This window comes from Noviherbaspirillum pedocola, assembly GCF_016632335.1.
GTDB classification, from domain to species: domain Bacteria; phylum Pseudomonadota; class Gammaproteobacteria; order Burkholderiales; family Burkholderiaceae_D; genus Noviherbaspirillum_A; species Noviherbaspirillum_A pedocola.
On sequence record NZ_JAEPBG010000017.1, the window covers coordinates 93,875 to 115,307 of the forward strand.

Consider the following 21,433-nt stretch of genomic DNA (forward strand, 5'->3'; position numbering starts at 1 on the left):
AGTGGTACGAAAAATCGCAGCGATGCAGCCCTATCTCTTTCCCTACCTGGGATATTTTCAGCTGATCAACGCTGTCGATGAATTCGTGCTTGGCGATGTATTGCAATATGAAAAGGAGTCGTGGATCAATCGAAATAGAATTCTTGTGAATGGTCAGCCGAAACTGATTACCTTTCCGCTGAAAAAGGACAGGTTTGATGCGCTGATTAGAGAAAAGCAATTCGTTGACAATATTGGGGGTGAACGCGAAAAGCTGCTGAAAATCATCAGGAATTGTTATTCCAGAGCGCCAAACTTTTCGGCATTTTTTTCCGTTCTGGAAGACGTTATTCAATTCCCGGCAGTCAATCTCGCGGAATATGCAGAAAATTCGATACGTCGTCTTTGCCGCTACGCCGGAATTACTACGCCGATCCGCCTCGCCTCGGAATTGGGCTTGCCAATACGCATGGACAAGCAGGAACGCGTGGTGCAAACCGTCAAGGCACTCAATGGTGGCATGTATATCAATCCGCGCAGCGGCACGGCGCTGTACCGATCGCAATACTTCGAGGAGCACGGCTTGGAGCTGCGCTTTCTTCACATGGGGAATGTGCGCTATCGCCAGTTCAAAGAACCTTTTACGCCCAATCTGTCGATCATCGACGTACTGATGTTCAACGATCCGTTCACCCTGCGACACTTGCTGGAAGACTATGCGCTGATCGACGCGGACGACGCCACAGCGCCGGATTCGGGCCTTCGTACCGGCAGCGAATGACGACGGGCACCATTGCCAGCGTTTTCACATTCGCAATGTGGAGTGAAAGCGGCCGCGCATTATTGCATTTTAATTTAAATCCAAATTTAAAAAACCTGCGCTAGAGATGCGTATTTCATCGGGTTTTTTACCGCTGGGAATTCCTGCATTCTGCTTTATCCATTTCTTCCTGCAATGGCATTGATATCGAATTTTTGTATCGATACCTCAAGGTGCGCATTTGAGGTTTGTCAGGAAATTTCGACAGTCCGGAAATATATTGAAACGGTGGGGGAATAAGAAATTCCTCCTTCCGATTTACGGTCTTGCCGGAATTGACGCCATGTCAAACCATGAAAATCCACTATTTCTGAATCTAAAATTCTGGATGCTGCTGATGGATGCCGCCGCCTTGTGGCTGGTCGGCGAACTCAGCAGCTATTTGCGTTTCGAGCACGGGCTTGCCGATGCCGCGCCGATCAATTCGATGCTGCTGTATTTCTGCGTCGCCGCCGCCCTGTTCATGTTTCCCAGCCTGGAGATGTACCAGTCTTGGCGCGGCCGGCAGGCTTCGGGCATGTATTTCCATGTCGCGTTTTCCTTCGCGCTGCTGCTGGCCTGCGGCCTGATCACGACCTTCCTGATCCACAGGGCAGGCGAGCTGTCGCGGGTATGGGTAGCGACCTGGTATGGCAACGGCGTGCTGGCGCTGATCGCAAACCGCAAGCTTGCGGAGATGGTGTCGCGCTATCTGCAGCGCCACCGGCGCAATTTGCGACGCGTCGTCATCGTCGGCTATGGCAGCACCGGCCGGGACATGCACGAGCGCGCGCTGGGCGGTTTCGGCTATGAGATCACGGCGATCTATCCGGGCGAGCATGCGGCAGACACGCCGATTGCGCCCGGCATACAGCGGCTGGAAAGCCTGGAATCGATTCAACAGCATGTGCTGGAAAGCCGCGTGCACGAAGTCTGGATTACCTTGCCCGTGAGCGAATATGGCTTGCTGTCGGAGCTGCATCACACGCTATGCGATGCGCTCATCGACATCCGCTGGGTGCCGGATGCGGTAAGCATCAGCTTCCTCAGCAACAGGATGATCAACTTCCTCGGCATGCCGACGCTCGATTTGAATCAGCCAGCCTCGGCCAACATGCAGGGCATGTTGAAGGAAGTTTTCGATCGCGCGTTTTCGCTGATGACGCTGCTGTTGCTGTCGCCGCTGCTCATTGCCATTGCCATCGGCATCAAGCTCACCTCTCCCGGCCCGGTGCTGTTCACCCAATACCGGCTCGGCAAGAATGGCAAGCCGTTCCGGGTCTACAAGTTCCGCAGCATGCATGTGCACAATGAAGGCGGCGCGGTGACGCAGGCGCGGCGCGACGATCCGCGCGTCACCCGCCTGGGCGCCTTCCTGCGCCGCACCAGCCTGGACGAGCTGCCGCAATTCATCAATGTGCTCAAGGGCGACATGTCGGTGGTGGGGCCGCGGCCGCATGCGATGCAGCACAACGACTTCTATCGCAGCCAGCTCGGCATGTACATGGTGCGTCATCGCGTTAAGCCCGGCATCACCGGCTGGGCGCAGATCAACGGCTGCCGCGGCGAGACCGAGACCGTGGAGAAGATGGCGCGCCGGGTGCAATTCGATATTCACTACATACAGCACTGGTCCTTCCTGATGGATATCAAGATCATTCTGTGGACCGCATGGAAAGGATGGACGGGGAACAATGCCTATTGAGCAAGCCGATCGCGGCGCCGAGCATCGATGCGCATAGGGCGTCCCAAACGCAATCCTGTCGCCGCCGCGCCTGTCTGCGCGGCGGCGTTGCTGTGCGCGGCACTTGCCTGCGGCAGCCAGGCCTGCGCCCAGACCGGTGCGCAAGGGGAGGGGCGGGATCCGCTGCGCTGGCCGTTCTCGCGCCACAGCATCTGGAACATGCCCATCGGCAGTGCGGCGGTTTATGTGCCGGCTGGTATGGATGGCGTGCCCGGCCGCAGCGGCGTGGCGTGGATGCCGCATATCGACGCCGAGCGCATCGTGCTGCGGCCGAATGCGCCGTCTACGCCGATCTACCACAGCAGCGCAGGCTGGTCCGGCAAGGATCGCTGCGATGCCACCGGTGCGGTGCTGTTCGAAGCGCCGATGCCGCCCGACTTCATCGTCGCCAGCGGCCATGGCAATGATCCGGCCGTCTTTCTCGCGCGAGACCGGCGCACGCTGTTGCAGGCGCAGCCGCTGGCGCGCTGCAAGCGCAGCGGGCCAGCCACCAGTCTGGTGCAGGCGGATGCGGTCGACATCCATGGCGATGGCATCCAGGGCGCGCATGGTGGATCGGGCTTGTCTGCGTTCGGCGGTTCGCTTCGCGTAGGGGAGCTGCGGCCCGGAATGCCGCCGCCACGGCATGCGTTGAAGATCAATGTGCATGCGCGCCAGTATCTGCATCGATGCAGGACAGCGGAGGATTGCTATCGCTGGCCGGCGCTGCGTGGCGATGCCTATGCGATCGGTTATTACGGCAGTCGCGTAGTCAGCGGCGGGCAGCCGCCATCTGCGATGAAGATGGGCGCGTTGCTGGCGATACCGGCTGGGTTGCCTCTGGCGATGATGGAACTGCGCACCGAGCCGGCGCGCATGCTGGCCTGGACGCTGCAGAACTATGGTGCCTACATCGTCGACGACACCTATGGACCGGGATTCGCATTCAGCGCCGAGGACGGCCCCGATGGCTCTTTCGCGCAGCAGTTCCAGCGCGACTGGGGCTTCGCCTTCGAGCAAAAGGTAAGGCAGAACAGCGATTGGGTCCGGGATGTGCAGAAGATCGTGCGCAGCCTGCACGTGGTGGACAACAACGGCCCCGACAGCATCGGCGGCGGCGGCGCGCCGCGTCAGCCGCTGGCGCCGCCGTTTCGGCGGGATCGGGGGCCATAAGGCATGGCTTGGCCCGTGCCGGCAAGCGGCATGCGATGGCGATGAAGCTCGCTCGAAAAATGGAGTTCCTTCGCGCTGAGTGATATGACTCGCGTTAGGATTCTTTTGTCAGCTCAGTCGACGAGAACGGAATTACCTTTGCAGTTGCAGTTGCAGTTGCAGTTGCAGTTGCAGTTGCAGTTGCCGTTGCCGTTGCTTTTAACCCCCGTTGATTGCGCCGTGACGGCGATGTCCGGAGCGGGAAAAGGTGCGGCGTCTGTTTGAGCGAAGCGCAGCGTAGCGAGTTTAGCCGCGCCCCGCTCCGGGCATCGACGGCACGGGAACCCCGCGCAGCGGGGCGCAATCTCCGGGGCGCCTTTTCTTGCCTACTTCTTTTGGCGCCCAAAAGAAGTAGGCCGGCTGCCGGGCCGGGACCCGGCTAGGTCGAGGGGGCGCTGAACGTTTTGCATCACCGGAGTGATGTCGTTGAAGGGGCAGGCTCTTGCCTTGGTCGTCGTCGCGTTGATCGAGGCTTGGATTGAAAGGCCCGCCCGATCGAAGTTTCTAGGCCCGATGACCCAATAAGGACATCGCACTTGGCGAGCAAGCCGGGTCCCGGCCCGGCAGCCGGGTTACTTCTTTTGCTTCGCCAAAAGAAGTAACCAAGAAAAGGCGACCCGGAGATCGCGCCCCGCTGCGCGGGGTCCCCGTGTCGCCGAACCCTGAAGCGGGGCGCGGCTAAACTCGCTACGCTGCGCTTCGCTCAAACAGACGCCGCACCTTATCCGCTTCAGGGCCCGGCGCCACGGCGCGATCAACGGGATTAAAAGCAACGGCAACTACAAAAGCCAAAATCAACGGCAACGGCGAAGACAAAGACCAAAACAAAGACCAAAACAAAGACCAAGACCAGTCTCAGCACGTAATCTACTTTCTGCCGAACGCTTTAGGCCTGAGCGTCCCGCATCCTGGTCCTAGCCTTGCGCCATTGCAGGGTAGTGCTATTGCATCCAATGCAGCAGCTACCGCGCGGGGACCTTGAAAGGGCTGGCTTGGCAAGCTCAACCTACAGCGCTTTGGATCAGAACTCTTCCCAATTTTCGCCGGCCGCAGGAGCGATCGCCTTGCCGGGACGTGCCAACGGTTTCGCCCTGGTTCCAGCGACGAGCGCTCGCGTTGCCTGCGGTACGCGCGCAGTGGACTCGCGATGCGCCGGCGACGCGCTCACCTTGAATTCACTGACCGCGCGCTGCAGCTGCAGCGACTGCTCATGCATCGCCTCGGACGCGGCCGCGGCTTCCTCCACCAGCGCGGCGTTCTGCTGCGTGACCTGGTCCATCTGCGTGATCGCCGTGTTGACCTGCTCGATGCCCGCGCTCTGCTCGTTGCTGGCCGCTGTGATCTCGGCCACGATATCGTTCACCCGGCGGATGCTCGACACCACTTCCTCCATCGTCGCGCCGGCGCGCCCGACAAGCTCGGTGCCGGTGCCAACCTGCTGCACCGACGCGGTGATCAATTCCTTGATTTCCTTCGCCGCTGCGGCGGAACGCTGCGCCAGGCTCCTGACTTCGGTCGCGACCACCGCGAAGCCGCGGCCCTGCTCGCCGGCACGCGCCGCTTCCACCGCCGCATTCAGCGCCAGAATATTGGTCTGGAAAGCGATGCCGTCGATGACGCTGATGATGTCCACCACCCGGTTCGACGCCGCATGGATTGCTGCCATCGTATCGACTACCTGCGCGACGACTTCGCCGCCGCGGACCGCGACATCGGCCGCTGTCGTTGCCAGGCCATTGGCCTGGCGCGCGTTGTCCGCGTTCTGCTTTACCGTCGATGTCAGTTCTTCCATCGAGGATGCGGTTTCTTCCAGCGAGCCCGCCTGTTGTTCGGTGCGCGCGGACAGGTCCTGGTTGCCCGAGGCGATTTCGCTGGATGCGGTGGCAATGGCTTCGGTGCCCGAGCGCACCTGCGACACCAGGCGCAGCAGGTTGTGGTTCATGTCCTGCAGCGCTCCCAGCAGTTCACCGGTTTCATCCTTGCTTTGCGTGGTGATCGTGCCGGTCAGATCGCCGCCAGCGACGCGGCGCGCGGCGGCCACTGCCTCGCGCATCGGCCGCGTGATGCTGACGGTCATGAACCAGCCGCACAGGATGCTGAAGCCCAGCACCGAGGCCGCCAGCACGATCAGCTGAATGCGGCTCGATGCTTCGATCGCCGCGATCTCCGCGCCCTTCTGGTCCAGGTACTTGCGCTGCAGCGTCACCAGTTCGGCCGCCATGTCCTTGTAGCGGTTCGCGGTAGGAATGAATTTCTCGTCGAGCATCCGCTCGGCGTCTTCCGCCCGGCCTTCGGCTTTGAGCTTGACCACGCCGTCGCGGTCGGCGCTGTATGCCTTGCGCACTTCCATCAGTTTCGCGAATAGCGCCTTTTCCTCGTCGCTCTCGAGCAGCGGCTCGATGCGCTTGAGCAGCTCGGCGGAGGCCTTGACCGAGGCAGCCGCATCATCGGCAAAGAACTTCGTCAGGCCAGTGTCGCTGCTCTTCGATACCGCGATGGTGCGCACGACCGCCAGCGAGATGTATTTGCTCCAGTCGCTGATGAGCCTTTCCTTGGCCACGGGCACTTCCATCATTTCGCGCGATGCGCTGGCGACCGCTTTCAGCTTGGCCAGGCCGACGGTGGTGATGACGATCGAAAGAGCAAGCAGCACGCCGATGCCAAGCGCCAGGCGCTGGCCGATTTTGATGTTTCTGAGCAGGTTCATGGGGTGAGTCATTACAGGAGAGTGAAGGCGCGCAGCTTCGGCGCAGGCTCGGTGAACTGCCAGGCAGCGGCGCGCGTGGCAGGCCCGCATTGTAGGGTAATAATTTCCCTAAAGAAATAGCTTCGGTGAAATATGACACGCTTTACGGCGCATGTGCGACACAATGTGCCGCCCACGACCGGCTATTCCTTGAAGTGTTCCGCGATGAGCCCGCGCAGCCAGACATTGCCGGCATCGCGGTGATAGCGCCGGTGCCAGAGGATATTCGTATGCAGCGCCGGCAGTCGCAATGGCGGCGCAATGATATCGAGCCCGAAGGGCGCGCATGCCTGCTGCGCCAACTTGCGCGGCACCGTGACCACCATGTCGGTGGCCCCGACGATATACGGCACCGCGGTGAAATGCGGCACCTGGAAACTCGTCGTCCGATCGATGCCGGCCTTTTCCAGCCGCGCATTGATCCGGTCGTAGGGGCTCTCGCGCGAGGCCACCAGCAGATGCCTTGCCGCCAGAAACTCCTTCAGGCCAACTGTGCCCTTGCCGAAGCGATGCCCGCGCCGGAACATCGTCACATAGTCCTGGCTGAACAGGCGGCGGTGATACAGGCTCTGCGCCACGTCGGTGAAGGCGCCGATGGCCAGATCGATAGCGCCGGTTTCCATCTCCGACTGCCAGTCGACCGCGCTGGCGCGCATCGAAGCAATGCTCACTCGCGGCGCGACGCGCCGGCACAATTCCACCAGTGCCGGCATGAAGTGGATTTCGCCGACATCGGTCATCGCGATCGTGAATCGGCGCTGACTGGCGCCGGGCTCGAAACCTTCCTCCTGATTCAAGGCTTCAGTAATGCCGGCAATCGCATGCGCGATCGGTTCCGCGATGCGTTGCGCATACGGCGTGGGCTGCATGCCGAAACCGGTCCGCACGAACAACGCATCGCCGCAGCTCTTGCGCAGGCGTGACAGTGCGTTGCTGACCGTCGGCTGTGACAGGCCCAGGCGCTGGGCTACCATCGAGACATTGCGCAGTTGGAACATCTCGTGGAACACCACGAGCAGGTTGAGATCGATGCTGGCGATGTCGGGCATTATTCAGGTCGTCAATAGCCTGTATTTGAGTATTGGCATTCTAAACGGCGCGGGGTATCGCTATAGTGGTCGGCACCATTCCTGGCGAGATACCGAGGAGCATCATGATGATGGAGAGCCATACCGCGCAGGCGCAGGCCGGCTATATGTCCGGCTTCGGCAATGAATTCGCCACCGAAGCCTTGCCGGGCGCTTTGCCGATCGGCCAGAATTCGCCGCAACGCGCTCCCTATGGCCTGTACGCCGAGCAGATTTCCGGCACCGCGTTCACCGCGCCGCGTAGCCATAACCGCCGCTCATGGCTGTACCGCATTCGCCCGGCCGCGGTGCATCTGCCTTTTGTCGCGGTGGAGAATGCGCGCATCGTGTCCGATTTCTCCAGCGTGCCGCCGACGCCGCCGAACCAGCTGCGCTGGAATCCGCTGCCCATGCCTGATGCGCCGACCGACTTCATCGACGGCTGGGTCACGATGGCCGGCAACGGTTCGCCGGAAGCCTTGCGCGGCTGCGCGATTCATCTGTATGCGGCCAACCGCAATATGGATGGCCGCTATTTCTACAATGCCGACGGTGAACTGCTGATCGTGCCGCAGATGGGCAGGCTGCTGCTGAAGACGGAACTCGGTCGCATCGAGATCGAACCGCAGGAAATCGCGGTGATCCCGCGCGGCATCCGCTTCACGGTGGAGTTGCCGGACGGCCAGGCGCGCGGCTACCTCTGCGAAAACTTCGGCGCGCTGTTCCGCCTGCCCGACCTCGGCGTGATCGGCTCGAACGGCCTTGCCAATCCGCGCGATTTCGCCACGCCGATGGCGGCCTATGAAGACGTGGAAGGCGACTTCGCATTGCTTGCCAAGTTCGGCGGCAACTTGTGGAGCGCGCGCATCGGCCATTCGCCGCTGGATGTCGTAGCCTGGCATGGCAACTACGCGCCGTACAAGTACGACCTGCGCCGCTTCAACACAATAGGTTCCATCAGCTATGACCATCCGGACCCGTCGATTTTCCTGGTGCTGCAGTCGCCGAGCGATACGCCCGGCGTGGACACCATCGATTTCGTGATCTTCCCGCCGCGCTGGCTCGCCGCGGAAAACACCTTCCGCCCGCCCTGGTTCCACCGCAACGTGGCCAGCGAATTCATGGGCCTGATCCATGGCGTCTACGATGCGAAGGCCGAGGGCTTCGTGCCCGGTGGCGCGAGCCTGCACAACTGCATGTCGGGTCATGGCCCGGACGCCGGAACCTTCGAGAAGGCCAGCCGCAGCGACACCAGCAAGCCCGGCAAGGTGGCCGACACCATGGCCTTCATGTTCGAGACGCCGGCGGTGATCCGGCCGACACGCTACGCGCTGGAGACCTCGCAACTGCAGGCCGAGTATTACCAGTGCTGGCAAAACCTCAGCAAGAATTTCAACCCGGAGACGAAATGAAGCATTTTGATCAGACCACCGCGCCGCAATTGAAGAGCTGGGTGCAGAGCGCGAATGCGTCAGACTGCGAATTCCCGATACAGAACCTGCCGTATGGCGTGTTCCGATCGAAGGATGGCGAGCCGCGCGTCGGCGTGGCGATCGGCGACAGCATTGTCGATCTCGCGGCATTGGCCGATGCCGGCCTGCTGCAATGCGAGCCCGGCGTCTTCGCCAGGCCGCGCTTAAACGACTTCATCGCGCTCGGCCCCGATGCATGGAAGAGCGTGCGCGCGCAACTGAGCGCATTGCTTGTCGATGGCAATGGCCCACTGCAGGGCAATGCCGAGCTGCAGCGCCGCGCGCTGGTGAAGCAGGCTGACGCGACGATGCTGCTGCCCGTCGAGATTCCGGGCTACACCGACTTCTACTCGTCCAAGGAGCATGCGACCAATGTCGGCATGCTGTTTCGCGACCCGAAGAACGCGCTTCTGCCGAACTGGACCGAGCTGCCCGTTGCCTATAACGGCCGCGCGTCTTCGGTGGTGGTCTCAGGTACGCCGGTGCGTCGGCCCAATGGCCAGATCAAGCTGCCGGAGCAGGAGCGGCCGCTTTATACCGCGTGCCGCAAGCTGGATCTGGAGCTGGAGATGGGATTCATCGTCGGCGTACCGAATGCGCTCGGCGAGCCGGTGTCCAGCGAAGACGCCGAGCGCCATATCTTCGGCATGGTGCTGCTGAACGACTGGAGCGCGCGCGATATCCAGGCCTGGGAATATGTGCCGCTCGGGCCCTTCAATTCCAAGGGCTTCTCCACCACGATCTCGCCGTGGATCGTGACCATGGAAGCGCTCGAGCCGTTCCGCGCCGCGCAGCCCGAGCAGTCGCCCGAGCCGTTGTCCTATCTGCGGCACAGCGGCGAGCATGGCTTCGACATCGCGCTGGAAGCCTGGTTGCAGCCGCAGGGCGCGGCGCAGGGCACGCGCATCTGTCACACCAACTTCCGCTACATGTACTGGTCGATGGCGCAGCAGCTCGCGCATCACACGGTTTCCGGCTGCAATACCCGCGTTGGCGATCTGATGGGTTCGGGCACCATTAGCGGCCCGACACAGGACTCGTATGGTTCGCTGCTGGAGATAACGAAGAACGGCAGGGAGCCACTGACACTGCAGACCGGCGAGCAGCGCAGCTTCCTCGAGGATGGCGATGAGATGACGCTGCGAGGCTGGTGTCAGGGCGATGGATATCGCGTCGGCTTCGGCGTCTGCAGCGGCGTTGTGACACCGGCGCCGAAGCTGGGCTGAGCCGCCACTGAACTGCGCACGGAACCGGAAGCCTGAACGCGACTTCCCGAGGTGCGAAAAGGGAAAAGCGCAGCCCCGGCAGGGCGAGGCCGCATCCTTAATCAAGCCGGTTTGCCAGCCTCGGCAAGCACTGTTGCGCGGGCTTCCTTGCGGCTCAGATAGAGCAGCGTGGCGACGCTGAAGAAGGACAGCACGGCAAGCGGAAGCAAGGCAAGCGCGTAACTTCCCGTGGCCTGCTTGACCCAGCCATATACGTTGACCATGAGACCTCCGCCGATCAGATTGGAGGTCGCATTGATCGCGGCAAGGCCGGCGGCTGCCGAGCCGGAGCCGAGCCAGCGTGACGCCATTGCCCAGAATGGGCCCTTGAAGGAATAGGCGCCGATCAGGATCATGCTCAGCATCACCACGACAGGGGCCAGCGCGCCGGTCAAAAGTGTCGAGATCAGGCCACCGGCAATCAGCAACATCGGTATCGCGGTATGCCAGCGGCGCTCGCCAGTGCGGTCGGAATGCCGGCCCCACCACACCATCAGCACGGAAGCGACGGCGTAGGGCACCGAGTTCAGCAAGCCGGTTTGCATGACGGTCAGGCCGAAGGACTTCAACAATTGCGGCTGCCAGATATTCAGAACCGAGCCGGCAGCCGACGCGCATGAACAAACCAGAGCCATTCCCCACACCTTCGGATTACGGAACAGCTTGCCGAGAGAGACATGGCCGACCGCGCTGCGTTCCGCCCGTTCGGATTCCATGCGGCTCGACAGCCACTCACGTTCCTGCTCAGTGAGCCACTTCGCGTCCTTCGGCTGATTCGTCAGGAACATCAGGCAGGCAAAGCCGAGCAGCACGGTCGGCAGTCCTTCGAGCAAAAACAGCCATTGCCAGCCGCGCGCACCGAGCATGCCGTCCATCTGCAGCAGGAGCGCGGAAAGCGGCGAGCCAATGAAGCTGGCCGCCGGTATCGCGACCATGAAGATCGCGACGATCCTGGCGCGGTATGCGGACGGGACCCAGTAGGTCAGGTAGAGCAGCACGCCCGGGAAGAAGCCGGCTTCGGCCGCGCCAAGAATGAAGCGCACCGCATACAGGCTGTTCGGCCCCTGAACGAAGGCAGTGCATGCCGTGACCAGGCCCCAGGAGATCATGATCCGGGCCAGCCATTTGCGCGCGCCGAAGCGCTGCAGTGCGAGGTTGCTCGGCACTTCGAAGATGAAGTAGGAGATGAAGAACAGGCTGCCGGCAAATCCGAACATGGATGGCGACAGGCCAATGTCGTGGTTCATCTGCAGCGACGCCATCCCGATATTGCCGCGATCGATGAAGGCGAACAGGTAGCACACCATCAGGAAAGGAACCAGGCGCCAGGTGACCTTGCGTATCGTTTCCTTTTCCAGCTGCTGTTCATTCATAACAGTAGTCTCCATGAATTTTTCTCTTTTCATGCCAATCCGCCATGCATAAGCCACGATGGCGAATCGGCGTTGTACGAAGCACTAGCTCGTTGCGCCTTCGGTCTGCAGGACGGCGAGCACATTGTTCGCGGCGCCGGTACCCATCGCAATGTAGGCATTGTCGGTGACGCCGCCGATGTGCGGAGCGAGGATGACGTTGTCCATGTCCTGGAAACGATGCGGCGCCGTGAGCGGCTCCTTCTCGAAGCTGTCCAGGCCAGCCGCGCGCACCTTGCCGCTCTCGAGCGCCGCCACCAGGGCTTCCTCATCGATGAGGCCGCCGCGCGCGGTATTGACGATGATGGCGCCGTCCTTCAGTTTCGCCAGCGCGGCGGCATTGATCATGTTCCGGTTCTCATCCGTCAGCGGGCAATGCAGCGACAGCACATCCGACTGCGCCAGCAGGGTATCGAGGTCGACCATCCGGATACCTTCAAGCGAGCGCGAGGCGTAGGGGTCAAAGGCAATGACCTTCATGCCGAATGCCATCGCCGCCATGGCAACCCGAGCGCCGATGGCGCCGATGCCGACCAGACCTATCGTCCTGTCCTTGAGCTCGAGGCTCTTGTGCGTGGCCTTGTCCCAATGGCCCTCGTGTATGCGCTTGTCCAGTCGGACGACATCCTTCGCGCAAGCGAAGATCATCGCCCAGGTTTGCTCGGCGACCGCCGGCGCGTTGGCGCCCGCGGCGGCCTTCACCGCGATGCCGCGCTCGCCGGCTGCAACGGCGTCGATCGTGTCGATGCCGGTGCCATGCTTGGAAATCACGCGCAGCGATTGGCAGGCATCGATGACGCGCCGGGTAATACGTCCGTAGCGCACGATGATGGCTTCTGGCTGATGTTCGGCGCACAGGCGCACCAGGTCATCTTCGCCCGGCGTCTTGCCGGCGTAGACGATGTCATAGTCCTGCAGCAAGGCTGTCGCCTGCGGCGCCAGGTCGGCGCCGGTGACAAGAACCACGCCGCGATGAGGTGCGCCCTGGCTCACAGCGTCTCTCCTTCCTTCAGCACGCCGGCCTTGCGCAGCGCGTCGTCGAGCCAGCCCGGACGCAGCTGGCCGCCGCCGCGGATGCCTTCCAGGCGCTTGTTTTCATCGGCCACTTTCTGCGCCGCCGCGCCGAGCAGCGAAGCCGCCTTCTCGCGCTCGATCACGACCACGCCGTCGGCATCGCCAACGATCAGGTCACCCGGATTGACGGTCACGCCGCCAACCGCGATCGGCCAGTTGATGCGACCGGGGATGTTCTTGGTCGGGCCGTTCGGATTCGCGCCGACCGCATACACCGGGAAGCCCATCTCGACCAGCGCCTCGGTATCGCGCACCGAACCGTAGATCACGATGCCGGCCAGGCCGATGGCCTTGCACTGCGAAACCATGATCTCGCCCATCAGGGCCGCGGTTTCATCGCCCTTGCCATCGATGACCAGCACATCGCCCGGCTTGGCGATCGCCATGGCGGCATGGATCATCAGGTTGTCGCCCGGACGGACTTCGACGGTCAGCGCCGGTCCGGCAATGCGCATGCTCGGCGCCAGCGGCGCGACACGGCTGCACAGGGTACCGCGGCGGCCGGCGACGTCGGCCAGGATCGAGGCAGCGAATTTCGATGCATCGGCGACCACGCTCGCATCGATGCGCTCGAATTCGCGGATGACGTCGGGTTGTGAGGTGTTCGAATTGCTCATGGCGTTTCCTTTGCTTGAAGAGTGAATGTCGCCCGGGTTCAGGCGGGGATGGTGTGGGAATACATGGTCAGTCCGGGGGCCGGCGCGTCCACGCGCAGGATTGAGCCGGTCTCCGATTCGGTGATGAACAGGCTTCGGTTGTCCGGTCCGCCGAAAGCGATGTTCGTGGTGGAAATGCCCGCGCAGGAACGGATGCGCAAAAGCGGCTCGGCAAAGCGCGACAGTCTCCAGACCGAGCCGAAGCCGGTATGCGCAACGTACAGGCAGCCTTCGTCGTCCAGCGCCAGGCCGTCCGGTCCGGCCATGCCGCCGTGCAGCTGCGCGAAGACGCCAACCTTGGCGATCGGCCCATTGCCGTGCAGCGGTATGCGCCAGATCTGCTGGGCGCGCGTGACCGCAACCAGCAAGTGATTGCGCGCCGGGTCGAAGACGATGCCGTTCGGGCTCGGGATGGTGTTCACCAGGCAGGTCAGCGTGCCGCACGGGGACAGCTTGTAGACGCGGCCGCTGGGATCCTGCAGCCCGGTCTGGCCCTGGTCGGTGAAGTAGATATCGCCCGATGGCGAAAACACGAGGTCGTTGACGCCTTTGAAGCCCTCCGAGCCGGCGGTCTCGAGCAGCGGCGTGACGGTGCCGCTGTCGGGATCGAGCTGCACCAGGCCGCGCTTGTAGTCGGTAATGACGATACGGCCGTCCTGGTGGATCTTCAGGCCGTTGGGCCAGCCGTCATATTCGGCGACCTGTTCCCATGCGCCCTCGGTGGAAACGCGGAAGACGCGTCCATACGGAATGTCGGTGACATACAGCCGGCCTTGCCGGTCGAAGGACGGGCCTTCGAGAAAGGAATCGATTTCGAGGCCGGAGCGGTTCGCATTGCTCCAGGCCGTCTTCCTCGGCTTTCTGAAATGCTCCGGGAGGCGCGTGAAGACGCTGGCGTCGATGCTGGGCGGCGGGGCGAAAAAGCTCATGGTGGATTTTCCTGATGCGGTTTATCGGGAAGCCCTGGAGGGATCGCCGAGCAGGAGCATTGCGCAGGCGCCGATCAGCAAGGCGCCGGCGACCGATAGCAGCGGCACCGTGAAGCTGTTGGTCGCCTGCCTGATGAAGCCGATCATGGACGGACCGACGAAGCCGCCCAGGTTGCCGATCGATACGATCAGCGCGAGGCCGCCAGCGGCGGCGCGGCCGGTGAGGAAGCTGGACGGAATGGCCCAGAAGGTGGCCTGAAACGACAGGATGGCCGAGACGGTCAGCGTAATGGCGAGCATCTTCGCCACCGGCGCGGCCAGGAAGGCCGAGGTGGCCAGAGCCAGCGCGGCGATCATCATCGCCGAGACGACATAGGGCAGGCGCCGTGCGCTGCGGTTGGCCAGGCGCGCCCAAAGCAGCATGCTGACCGCGCCGACGGCATAGGGAATGGCGGTCACGAGGCCGACCTGGCCGGCGCGCAGGCCGAATTCCTTGACGATCTGCGGCAGCCACAGGCCGATGCCGAGCGAGCCGATGATGCCGCAGAAGTTGATCAGCGCCAGCACGAACACGCGCCAGTTGGTAAAGGCATCGCGCAGCTTGTCGCCATGTTTCTGCGTCAGCGTCTTCTGCTCGGAGGCGAGCTTGTCTTCCAGCCAGGAACGCTCTTGTTGCGTCAGCCAGCGGGCCTGCATTGGTCCGTCAGGCAGCAGATACAGGCAGAGCACGCCGAGCACGACCGCGGGCAGCGCTTCGATCAGCAGCAGCACCTGCCAGCCCTTCAACCCGGCAAGCCCGTGCAATTCCATCAGCGCTCCGGAAATCGGCGAGCCCAGCATGTTGGCCACCGGGATGCCGACCAGGAAGGCCGCCGTGGCCTTGCCGCGCCATGCGCCCGGAAACCACTTCGTGAAGTACAGGTAGATGCCGGGAGTGAAGCCGGCTTCGGCCAATCCGAGCAGGAAGCGCGATAGCGCAAAGCTCTTCGGACCGACCACGAACGCGGTCGCCATCGAGATCACGCCCCAGGAAATCATGATGCGGGCGATCCAGACCCTGGCGCCGAATTTGTGCATGGCCAGGTTGCTCGGGATTTCGAAGATGAAATAACCCAGGAAGAACAGCCCGGCGCCGAGACCGAACTCGGCGGGCGAGAGGCCAAGGTCGCGGTTCATGGTCAGCGCCGCGAAGCCGACGTTGATCCGATCGAGGTAGCTGACCACGTAGCAAATGAAAACGAAGGGAATGATGTGCCGCAGCACCCGCTTCATCAACGCATCTTCATTGACTTCGGCCCTGGCCGCGAATGGCGTCTTCATGTCCATGCTGGTCTCCTTTGTCGTGCTCATCGTTGGCGCTTTCAGAAGCGGTACAGGCGGGCCGGGTTTGCAACCAGGATGCGTTCCCGCAGCGCTGCGTCCGGCGCCCATTGCGCCAGGAGGCTCAGCAGCGCGGCATCGTCGGGCTTGGAGGTCTCGGTCGGATGCGGCCAATCGCTGCCCCAGAGCACCCGGTTCGGCGCGGCATCGATGAGTGCCCGGGCCAGCGGCGCCACATCCGCATAGGCCGGCGCGCCTGCCTTGCTTGCCAGATAGGCGCCGGAGAGCTTGATGTACGCGCGTTCCCGCTGCATCAGCTCGATGATCAAGGCGTATGCCGGATGCTCGATGCCCGCCGCCACGGGGATGCGGCCGAAGTGGTCGAATACCACGGGCACGGGCAGGCGCTGCAGCATCGCGCGCTGGCGCTCGAGTTCTTCCAGCGGCATGTTGACCTGCACATGCCAGCCGAGCGGCGCGATGCGGCGTGCCAGCGGCTCGATCATGTCCGCCGTCGTGACCGCGCCTACCGCGAGATTGAAGCGAAGGCCGCGCACGCCCGCGCGGTCGAGGTGGCGCAGCGCTTCATCGCTGATGCCTGTGTCCGCCACCGCAACGCCGCGCGCGCTCGGCCCGAACTGCGCCAGCGCATCCAGGGTGCAGCGGTTGTCGGTGCCGTAAGTCGAGGGCGTGACCACGACATTGCGCCTGGTGCCGAGACGCCGCTGCAGCAGGCGGTACATGGCCACAGTGGCGTCGGCAGGGCGCAGCTTCGCGCCCGGCGCAGCGGGGAAGCGACTGTCATAGATATGCATGTGGCAGTCGCATGCGTCGGCAGGCAGGGTGAACGTCGGTGCGTCGCTTCCCGAGGAAAACGGTGCCGGCCCTGCGTCAGCTGACGCATTGCCCAGTCGCAGCATCGTGGTCGCGCCGAGCGCCGTCATTGCGGCCTGGCGCAGAAAGCGGCGGCGGGGATGGCTGAAGTGGTACATCGATGTCTCCTTGCTGCTGTTTTCGTTCGCGCTGTTTCGGGCGAATCGTTCACATGGCATGGAGTCTACGAAGCCGAACCTATAATGTATATTTGCTTTTTTTTGAAAATATATAAATGCCAGGAATGAATCGTGGATCTCCGAGACCTGAAGTACTTTGAGGCGATTGCCGTGGAAGGACATCTGGGCCGCGCGGCGGAGCGGCTGTATCGGACCCAGCCGGCGCTGACCAAGTGCATAGATCGCCTCGAGGAGGAGCTGGGGGCGAAACTGTTCGAGCGCGCCGGACGAGGCCTGCGCCTGACCGCCGTCGGCGAAGTGCTGCTGGCAAGGACGCGCCAGATGAGCATCATGATGGATGAGACGGCGCGCGAGATCGGCGATTACGCCAAGGGGCTCGAAGGCCATATCCGCCTCGGCTGCGCTCCTACGGTCGCCGAGCATCTGCTGCCGCAGATCTGCAAGGACCTGCTTGTCGAGGCGAGCAAGGTCACGCTGGAATTGAAGGTGGCGATGAACGATGCGCTGCTGGCCGGGTTGAAGGCGGGCGAGCTCGATGTGGTGCTGGGTCCGCTGACGCAGACCGACGAGTCATTCCTCTCCGAGGAAATCATCCACGATGAAATGGTGGTGATGGCGAGCGCACAGCATGCGATCTTCCAGAAGGAGATCACGATGAGAACGCTGCTCGATTATTCCTGGGTGCTGCCCGCGCCATCGGTAGCGAGCCGTCAATGGCTGGACGACGCCTTCGATCGCCACCATCTGCCGCGGCCCAGGGTGCAGATCACGCCGACGGTGATCAACATGATCCTGCCGTTGATCGAAGAGACGGGTCTGCTTGGATTCGCGTCGAAGCTCAATCTGCAGACCGGTCGAACAAAGCTCAGGGAAGTTCCGCTGCCCCAGACGACCATGCCGCGGCGCATGGGACTGACCTTTCGCCGCGATCTGTACCTGCCGCCGGCCGCGCACCGGCTCATTGCGCTGATCCGCAAGAACAGGCAAGGGTATGGCGTCAGGCTGGGCTAGCAGGGTGTTCGGCGCACGCGCCGCTCACAGCAGCGTCGTCAGCATCCGGCGCGAGCTCTCCAGCTCGGGCAGAAGCAGATCCACCGCCTTCTGCACGCTGTAGCGGCTCGCCGCGGCGGCAATGCTCATCGCGGCGACGACGCGGCCGCTGGCGTCTGGCACCGGCACTGCGATCGAACACAGGCCAGGCTCGAGCTCTTCATCGCTGTACGCATAGCCCAGGCCGCGCGCCTCTTCCACCAGCGCCATCAGTTCCGGTATCGACGTGCGGGTATGCGGCGTGAGCGCTTCGCGCCGGCTGCGCTTCAACAGCGTTTCGCATTCCTCGCGCGGCAATGCCGACAGCAGCGCGCGCCCGGTAGCGGCGGCAAACGCGGGCAGCCGCGATCCCATGTACAGGCCGGTGCTGAGACTGCGCCGGTTCGACGCGCGCGCCACGAACACCACTTCGGCGCTGTCAAGCACGGCGAGCGAACTCGGTTCCTGCACGCGCTGGCTCAGCGCTTCGAGGATGGGCTGCACTACCTTGGGCAAGGGATGCGAAGCGACATAGGCATAGCCAAGGCGCAGGACCCGCGGCGCAAGACGGAAGTATTTGCCATCCGATTCCACATAGCCCAGCCGCAGCAGCGTCAGCAGTGAGCGCCTGGCCGATGCACGGGTATGCCCCGTGATGCGCGCGGCTTCCGTCAGCGTCAGCGCGCGATGTTCGATGCCGAAGGCCTCGATGATCGACAATCCCTTTTCCAGCCCGGCGACATATTCCTTGTCATCCGCGGCCGTATTTGATTCGATGCCATTCATTGCGATTGAACTTGTTCGGAATGCGAACATTGTAGTTGGATCGATTGACGCTGTGTAGGCCCATCTCTAAGTTTGCGCATGGTCGTCCCATGGCAATGCCCGGGGCGACCCGACAATTACAGGAGGAGACAAACCATGAGTCAGAACGTGATACGCGTGTCCGACGTGATTGAGCAGCGCAAGGTCGGCGGCTATCAAGCCATGATCGTCCTCCTGTGCGGCCTGATCATGTTCATCGACGGCTTTGATACGCAAGCCATCAGTTACATCGTGCCGCTGGTGGCTAAGGAATGGCACATCGCGCCAAAGACGCTGGGTCCGATCTTTTCTTCCACGCTGGTCGGGCTCATGGTCGGCTATCTACTGCTGTCACCCTTGTCGGACAAGTATGGCCACAAGCGGGTGATGACGATTGCGAGCCTGATGTTCGGCATCTTCACCGTTGCCACGGTCTGGGCCGGCGATGTCACGCAACTCATGGCGATGCGTTTTCTGACCGGTATCGGCCTGGGCGCGGCCGCGCCTAGCGCAGTGGCCCTGACCGGCGAATTCAGCCCGCAGCGGCTGCGCGCGAGCTTCGTGCTGGCGATCTACTGCGGCTTTTCGCTCGGCTTCGTGGTGGCCGGCTTCGTCGCTGGCGCGCTGCTGCCTGTCTATGGCTGGACATCGCTGCTGTGGGTCGGCGGCGTTACGCCTATCGTGCTGACGCTGCTGTTGATGCTGTGCCTGCCTGAATCGATGGCTTATTTAACCCGCTATCGTGGGCGCAGCGGAGAACTGGCGAAGACCTTGCTGAAACTCGATCCGCGCTTGCGCATCGACGCCAATACCGTGTTCGTCGATGGCGCCGGCGTAGCCAAGCGCGCGGCGATTTCCGCGCTGTTCACGAAGGAACGCAGCAGCGGCACGTTGCTGTTGTGGCTGATCTTCTTCATCAACCTCGCCCTGTTCTATTTCATGCAGAGCTGGCTGCCGACGATGCTGACCGCCATGAAATACCCGCTGGACAAGATCGTGCTGGTGACGGCATTGCCGACCACGGGCGGCATCCTGGCAGCGTTCGTGGTCGGGCCGGCGATGGACCGCATCGGCCCGTATATCTCCATCAGCGTGCTGTATCTGTGTGGCGCGGCCTTCCTTGCTTTCACCGCATCTTCCTTCGGCGCTTCGCTGCCGGTGCTGATGCTGGCGGTTTTCCTGGCCGGCTTCTGCGTGAGCGGCGGCCAGAAGAGCGTCATCGCAATGGCCGCAGTGTTTTATCCGACCGAGATCCGCTCCACCGGCGTGGGCTGGGCACTTGGCATCGGCCGCCTTGGCGGCATCGCCGGACCGTCGGTGGTCGGCATGCTGATTGGCGCGCACTGGAGCCCGGCGGACGTGTTCTACGCCGCCGCCGTGGTGATACTTGCTGCCGGCGTTTGCACCGCGATCATGGGCCGCATCTACGGTAAGCGCGGCAATGTGCCGGGTACCGCTGCGCCGACCGGCGCTGCAGATGCGGCATTGAAATAGGCTGCGGCAGGCATGGCTGTCACGCCAGCTGCAAGCCCGTCCGGGCACATGCTGCATCGCTACGCATCATTGCTGCGCGCCTGGATCTATGGCGCGACCGTGGTTTGCTATCTCGCCGTCGGATTGCTGGGCATGAGCGCGGCAGCGCCGCTGTTGTCGGCATTGTCGCTGGCCGCGATCCTGGTATCGCTTCCTGCCGTCGGCGCGATCACGCGTGTGCTGTCGCTGTTCTTTCTCGGCGTGGGCAGCTGGATGCTGATCGATGCCGGCATCGGCGCGCGCGCCTATCTCGGCGCCTATGGCCAGATGGCACATCTGCTGGCGCTGTTTACCGTGCTGCCGGTACTCGCGGTGCCGGTGCGCCTTGGCGGCTACAGCGAAGCGATCGGCGCGCTTTTGCGCGGGCGCATTGCCGGCGTGATGCAGCTCAATTGCCTGGTGACCGCTTTGGCTTTCCTGTGCGGCTCCTTCATGAGCCTGGCCGCTGTGCCGATCATGATGAGCAGCATGGAGCCGGTGGTTGATGCCTATCCAATCGACGACCGCAAGCGTTTCATCGCGGTCTCGGCGATCTGCGGCTATGTGCTGCCGATTTTGTGGACGCCGGTATCCGGCGTGGTAGGCGTAGTGCTGCTGGCGCTGCATCTGGACTGGCTGCGGCTGTTTCCGCTGCTTTTCGCCTTGTCCGTGGCCTGCCTGGCAGCGAACTGGCTGGTGTTCTATTTTCTGGAACTTCGCGGGCGCAACCGGCCTTCCTTGCCGCGTGTTTCGGATGCGCCGGATCCCGCTGCAGCGATCCGCAAGCTTGCCCGCATGCTGATTGCCATCATCCTGCTCGTGGCCGGCATCGTGCTGCTCGATCGCTGGTTGCATATCGGCCTGCTGGCCGCGGTGACGGTTGTGGCGATACCGTTCGCACTGATTTGGGGCGCTTCGATTGGACGGGGTCGTGCGTCGCTGCATGAAATACGCATGCAGCTTGCGCTGCGCCTGCCACGTATGGCTGACCAGTTCGCGATTTTTCTGTCGGCCGGCTTTTTCTCCGGCGCCATGCATCTTTCCGGCTACGATCATGCGGCCAACGCGCTGTTCCTGCATCTGCACGATGCGCTTGGCACGCGGCCTTTTCTGCTGCTCATGCCAATCATGGCGCTGGTGGCCGCATTCCTGGGCGTGCATCCGCTGGTGGCAATCGCGCTGCTGGGCGAATCGCTGAAGCCCGAAGTGCTGGGCATTGCGGTCACGCCGCTTGCCATTGCATTGATTGGCAGCGCAGTGCTGACCTACATGATCGGCCCCTTCAGTGGCACCCTGGGACTGGTGCAATCACTGAACGGTGTCTCCACTTTTCGCCTCGGCTTGTGGACTGCGCCGTATGCAGTTGCCTATTTGCTGCTGCTGGCATTGACACTTCTGTTACTGTGACGCCTTTGCGAGTA

General features: G+C 62.7%; 17 protein-coding genes. 8 read left to right on the forward strand and 9 right to left on the reverse strand.

The features are described from left to right. Window position 1: 1 nt before the first annotated feature. The 3 genes from JJB74_RS26290 to JJB74_RS26300 all read left to right on the forward strand — a co-directional run bounded on the left by JJB74_RS26290 (window position 2) and on the right by JJB74_RS26300 (window position 3,674). Window positions 2-760: a WbqC family protein gene (locus JJB74_RS26290; RefSeq protein ID WP_200597107.1), complete on the forward strand. Its 759-nt coding sequence runs from the start codon at window positions 2-4 to the stop codon at window positions 758-760. A gap of 322 nt (window positions 761-1,082) precedes the next feature. Then, complete coding sequence (locus tag JJB74_RS26295) at window positions 1,083-2,483, forward strand: undecaprenyl-phosphate glucose phosphotransferase (RefSeq protein ID WP_325170179.1); 1,401 nt, start codon at window positions 1,083-1,085, stop codon at window positions 2,481-2,483. Between the two features lie 27 nt (window positions 2,484-2,510). Next, a complete protein-coding gene (locus JJB74_RS26300; protein WP_200597109.1) occupies window positions 2,511-3,674 on the forward strand; it encodes a hypothetical protein in 1,164 nt (387 codons plus the stop codon). Window positions 3,675-4,734: 1,060 nt separating this feature from the next. Here JJB74_RS26300 and JJB74_RS26305 read toward each other — a convergent pair. Beyond that, a complete protein-coding gene (locus tag JJB74_RS26305) occupies window positions 4,735-6,420 on the reverse strand; it encodes a methyl-accepting chemotaxis protein (RefSeq protein ID WP_200597111.1) in 1,686 nt (561 codons plus the stop codon). Window positions 6,421-6,602: 182 nt separating this feature from the next. Continuing rightward, the gene (locus JJB74_RS26310) at window positions 6,603-7,508 is read right to left on the reverse strand and encodes a LysR family transcriptional regulator (RefSeq protein WP_200597112.1); all 906 of its coding nucleotides are present in this window, start codon (window positions 7,506-7,508) and stop codon (window positions 6,603-6,605) included. A gap of 110 nt (window positions 7,509-7,618) precedes the next feature. Between JJB74_RS26310 and hmgA the strand changes: the two genes are divergently transcribed. Continuing rightward, window positions 7,619-8,938, forward strand: a complete 1,320-nt coding sequence (gene hmgA, locus JJB74_RS26315) for a homogentisate 1,2-dioxygenase (RefSeq protein WP_200597172.1) — start codon at window positions 7,619-7,621, stop codon at window positions 8,936-8,938. Further along, window positions 8,935-10,224: a fumarylacetoacetase gene (gene fahA / locus JJB74_RS26320; protein ID WP_200597113.1), complete on the forward strand. Its 1,290-nt coding sequence runs from the start codon at window positions 8,935-8,937 to the stop codon at window positions 10,222-10,224. Before hmgA ends, fahA begins: the two co-directional genes overlap by 4 nt. A 101-nt stretch (window positions 10,225-10,325) precedes the next feature. On the opposite strand, the gene JJB74_RS26325 is transcribed toward fahA, so the two are convergent. The 6 genes from JJB74_RS26325 to JJB74_RS26350 form a co-directional block, all read right to left on the reverse strand. After that, window positions 10,326-11,651 carry an MFS transporter gene (locus JJB74_RS26325; protein ID WP_200597115.1) on the reverse strand — a complete coding sequence of 442 codons (1,326 nt, stop codon included), beginning with the start codon at window positions 11,649-11,651 and terminating at the stop codon, window positions 10,326-10,328. A gap of 69 nt (window positions 11,652-11,720) precedes the next feature. Continuing rightward, a complete protein-coding gene (locus JJB74_RS26330) occupies window positions 11,721-12,668 on the reverse strand; it encodes a hydroxyacid dehydrogenase (RefSeq protein ID WP_200597116.1) in 948 nt (315 codons plus the stop codon). Beyond that, the gene (locus JJB74_RS26335; protein WP_200597118.1) at window positions 12,665-13,366 is read right to left on the reverse strand and encodes an RraA family protein; all 702 of its coding nucleotides are present in this window, start codon (window positions 13,364-13,366) and stop codon (window positions 12,665-12,667) included. Before JJB74_RS26335 ends, JJB74_RS26330 begins: the two co-directional genes overlap by 4 nt. A gap of 38 nt (window positions 13,367-13,404) precedes the next feature. Continuing rightward, the gene (locus JJB74_RS26340; RefSeq protein ID WP_200597120.1) at window positions 13,405-14,334 is read right to left on the reverse strand and encodes an SMP-30/gluconolactonase/LRE family protein; all 930 of its coding nucleotides are present in this window, start codon (window positions 14,332-14,334) and stop codon (window positions 13,405-13,407) included. A 21-nt stretch (window positions 14,335-14,355) separates the two neighbouring features. Then, complete coding sequence (locus tag JJB74_RS26345) at window positions 14,356-15,660, reverse strand: MFS transporter (protein ID WP_407672429.1); 1,305 nt, start codon at window positions 15,658-15,660, stop codon at window positions 14,356-14,358. A 35-nt stretch (window positions 15,661-15,695) separates the two neighbouring features. Beyond that, window positions 15,696-16,646: an amidohydrolase family protein gene (locus JJB74_RS26350; protein WP_200597124.1), complete on the reverse strand. Its 951-nt coding sequence runs from the start codon at window positions 16,644-16,646 to the stop codon at window positions 15,696-15,698. Window positions 16,647-16,778: 132 nt separating this feature from the next. Here JJB74_RS26350 and JJB74_RS26355 point away from each other — a divergent pair, with 132 nt between their 5' ends. Then, complete coding sequence (locus JJB74_RS26355) at window positions 16,779-17,678, forward strand: LysR family transcriptional regulator (protein ID WP_200597125.1); 900 nt, start codon at window positions 16,779-16,781, stop codon at window positions 17,676-17,678. A gap of 24 nt (window positions 17,679-17,702) precedes the next feature. Here the strand turns inward: JJB74_RS26355 and JJB74_RS26360 are convergent, their stop codons facing one another. After that, window positions 17,703-18,482 (reverse strand): IclR family transcriptional regulator domain-containing protein, encoded by a 780-nt coding sequence (locus JJB74_RS26360; protein WP_200597127.1) that lies wholly within the window; start codon window positions 18,480-18,482, stop codon window positions 17,703-17,705. A 135-nt stretch (window positions 18,483-18,617) separates the two neighbouring features. On the opposite strand from JJB74_RS26360, the gene JJB74_RS26365 reads away from it, so the two are divergent. Next, window positions 18,618-19,994, forward strand: coding sequence for an MFS transporter (locus JJB74_RS26365; protein WP_200597129.1), 1,377 nt, complete (start codon window positions 18,618-18,620; stop codon window positions 19,992-19,994). A 12-nt stretch (window positions 19,995-20,006) separates the two neighbouring features. Next, window positions 20,007-21,419, forward strand: a complete 1,413-nt coding sequence (locus tag JJB74_RS26370; protein WP_200597130.1) for a hypothetical protein — start codon at window positions 20,007-20,009, stop codon at window positions 21,417-21,419. The last annotated feature ends 14 nt before the right edge of the window (window positions 21,420-21,433 follow it).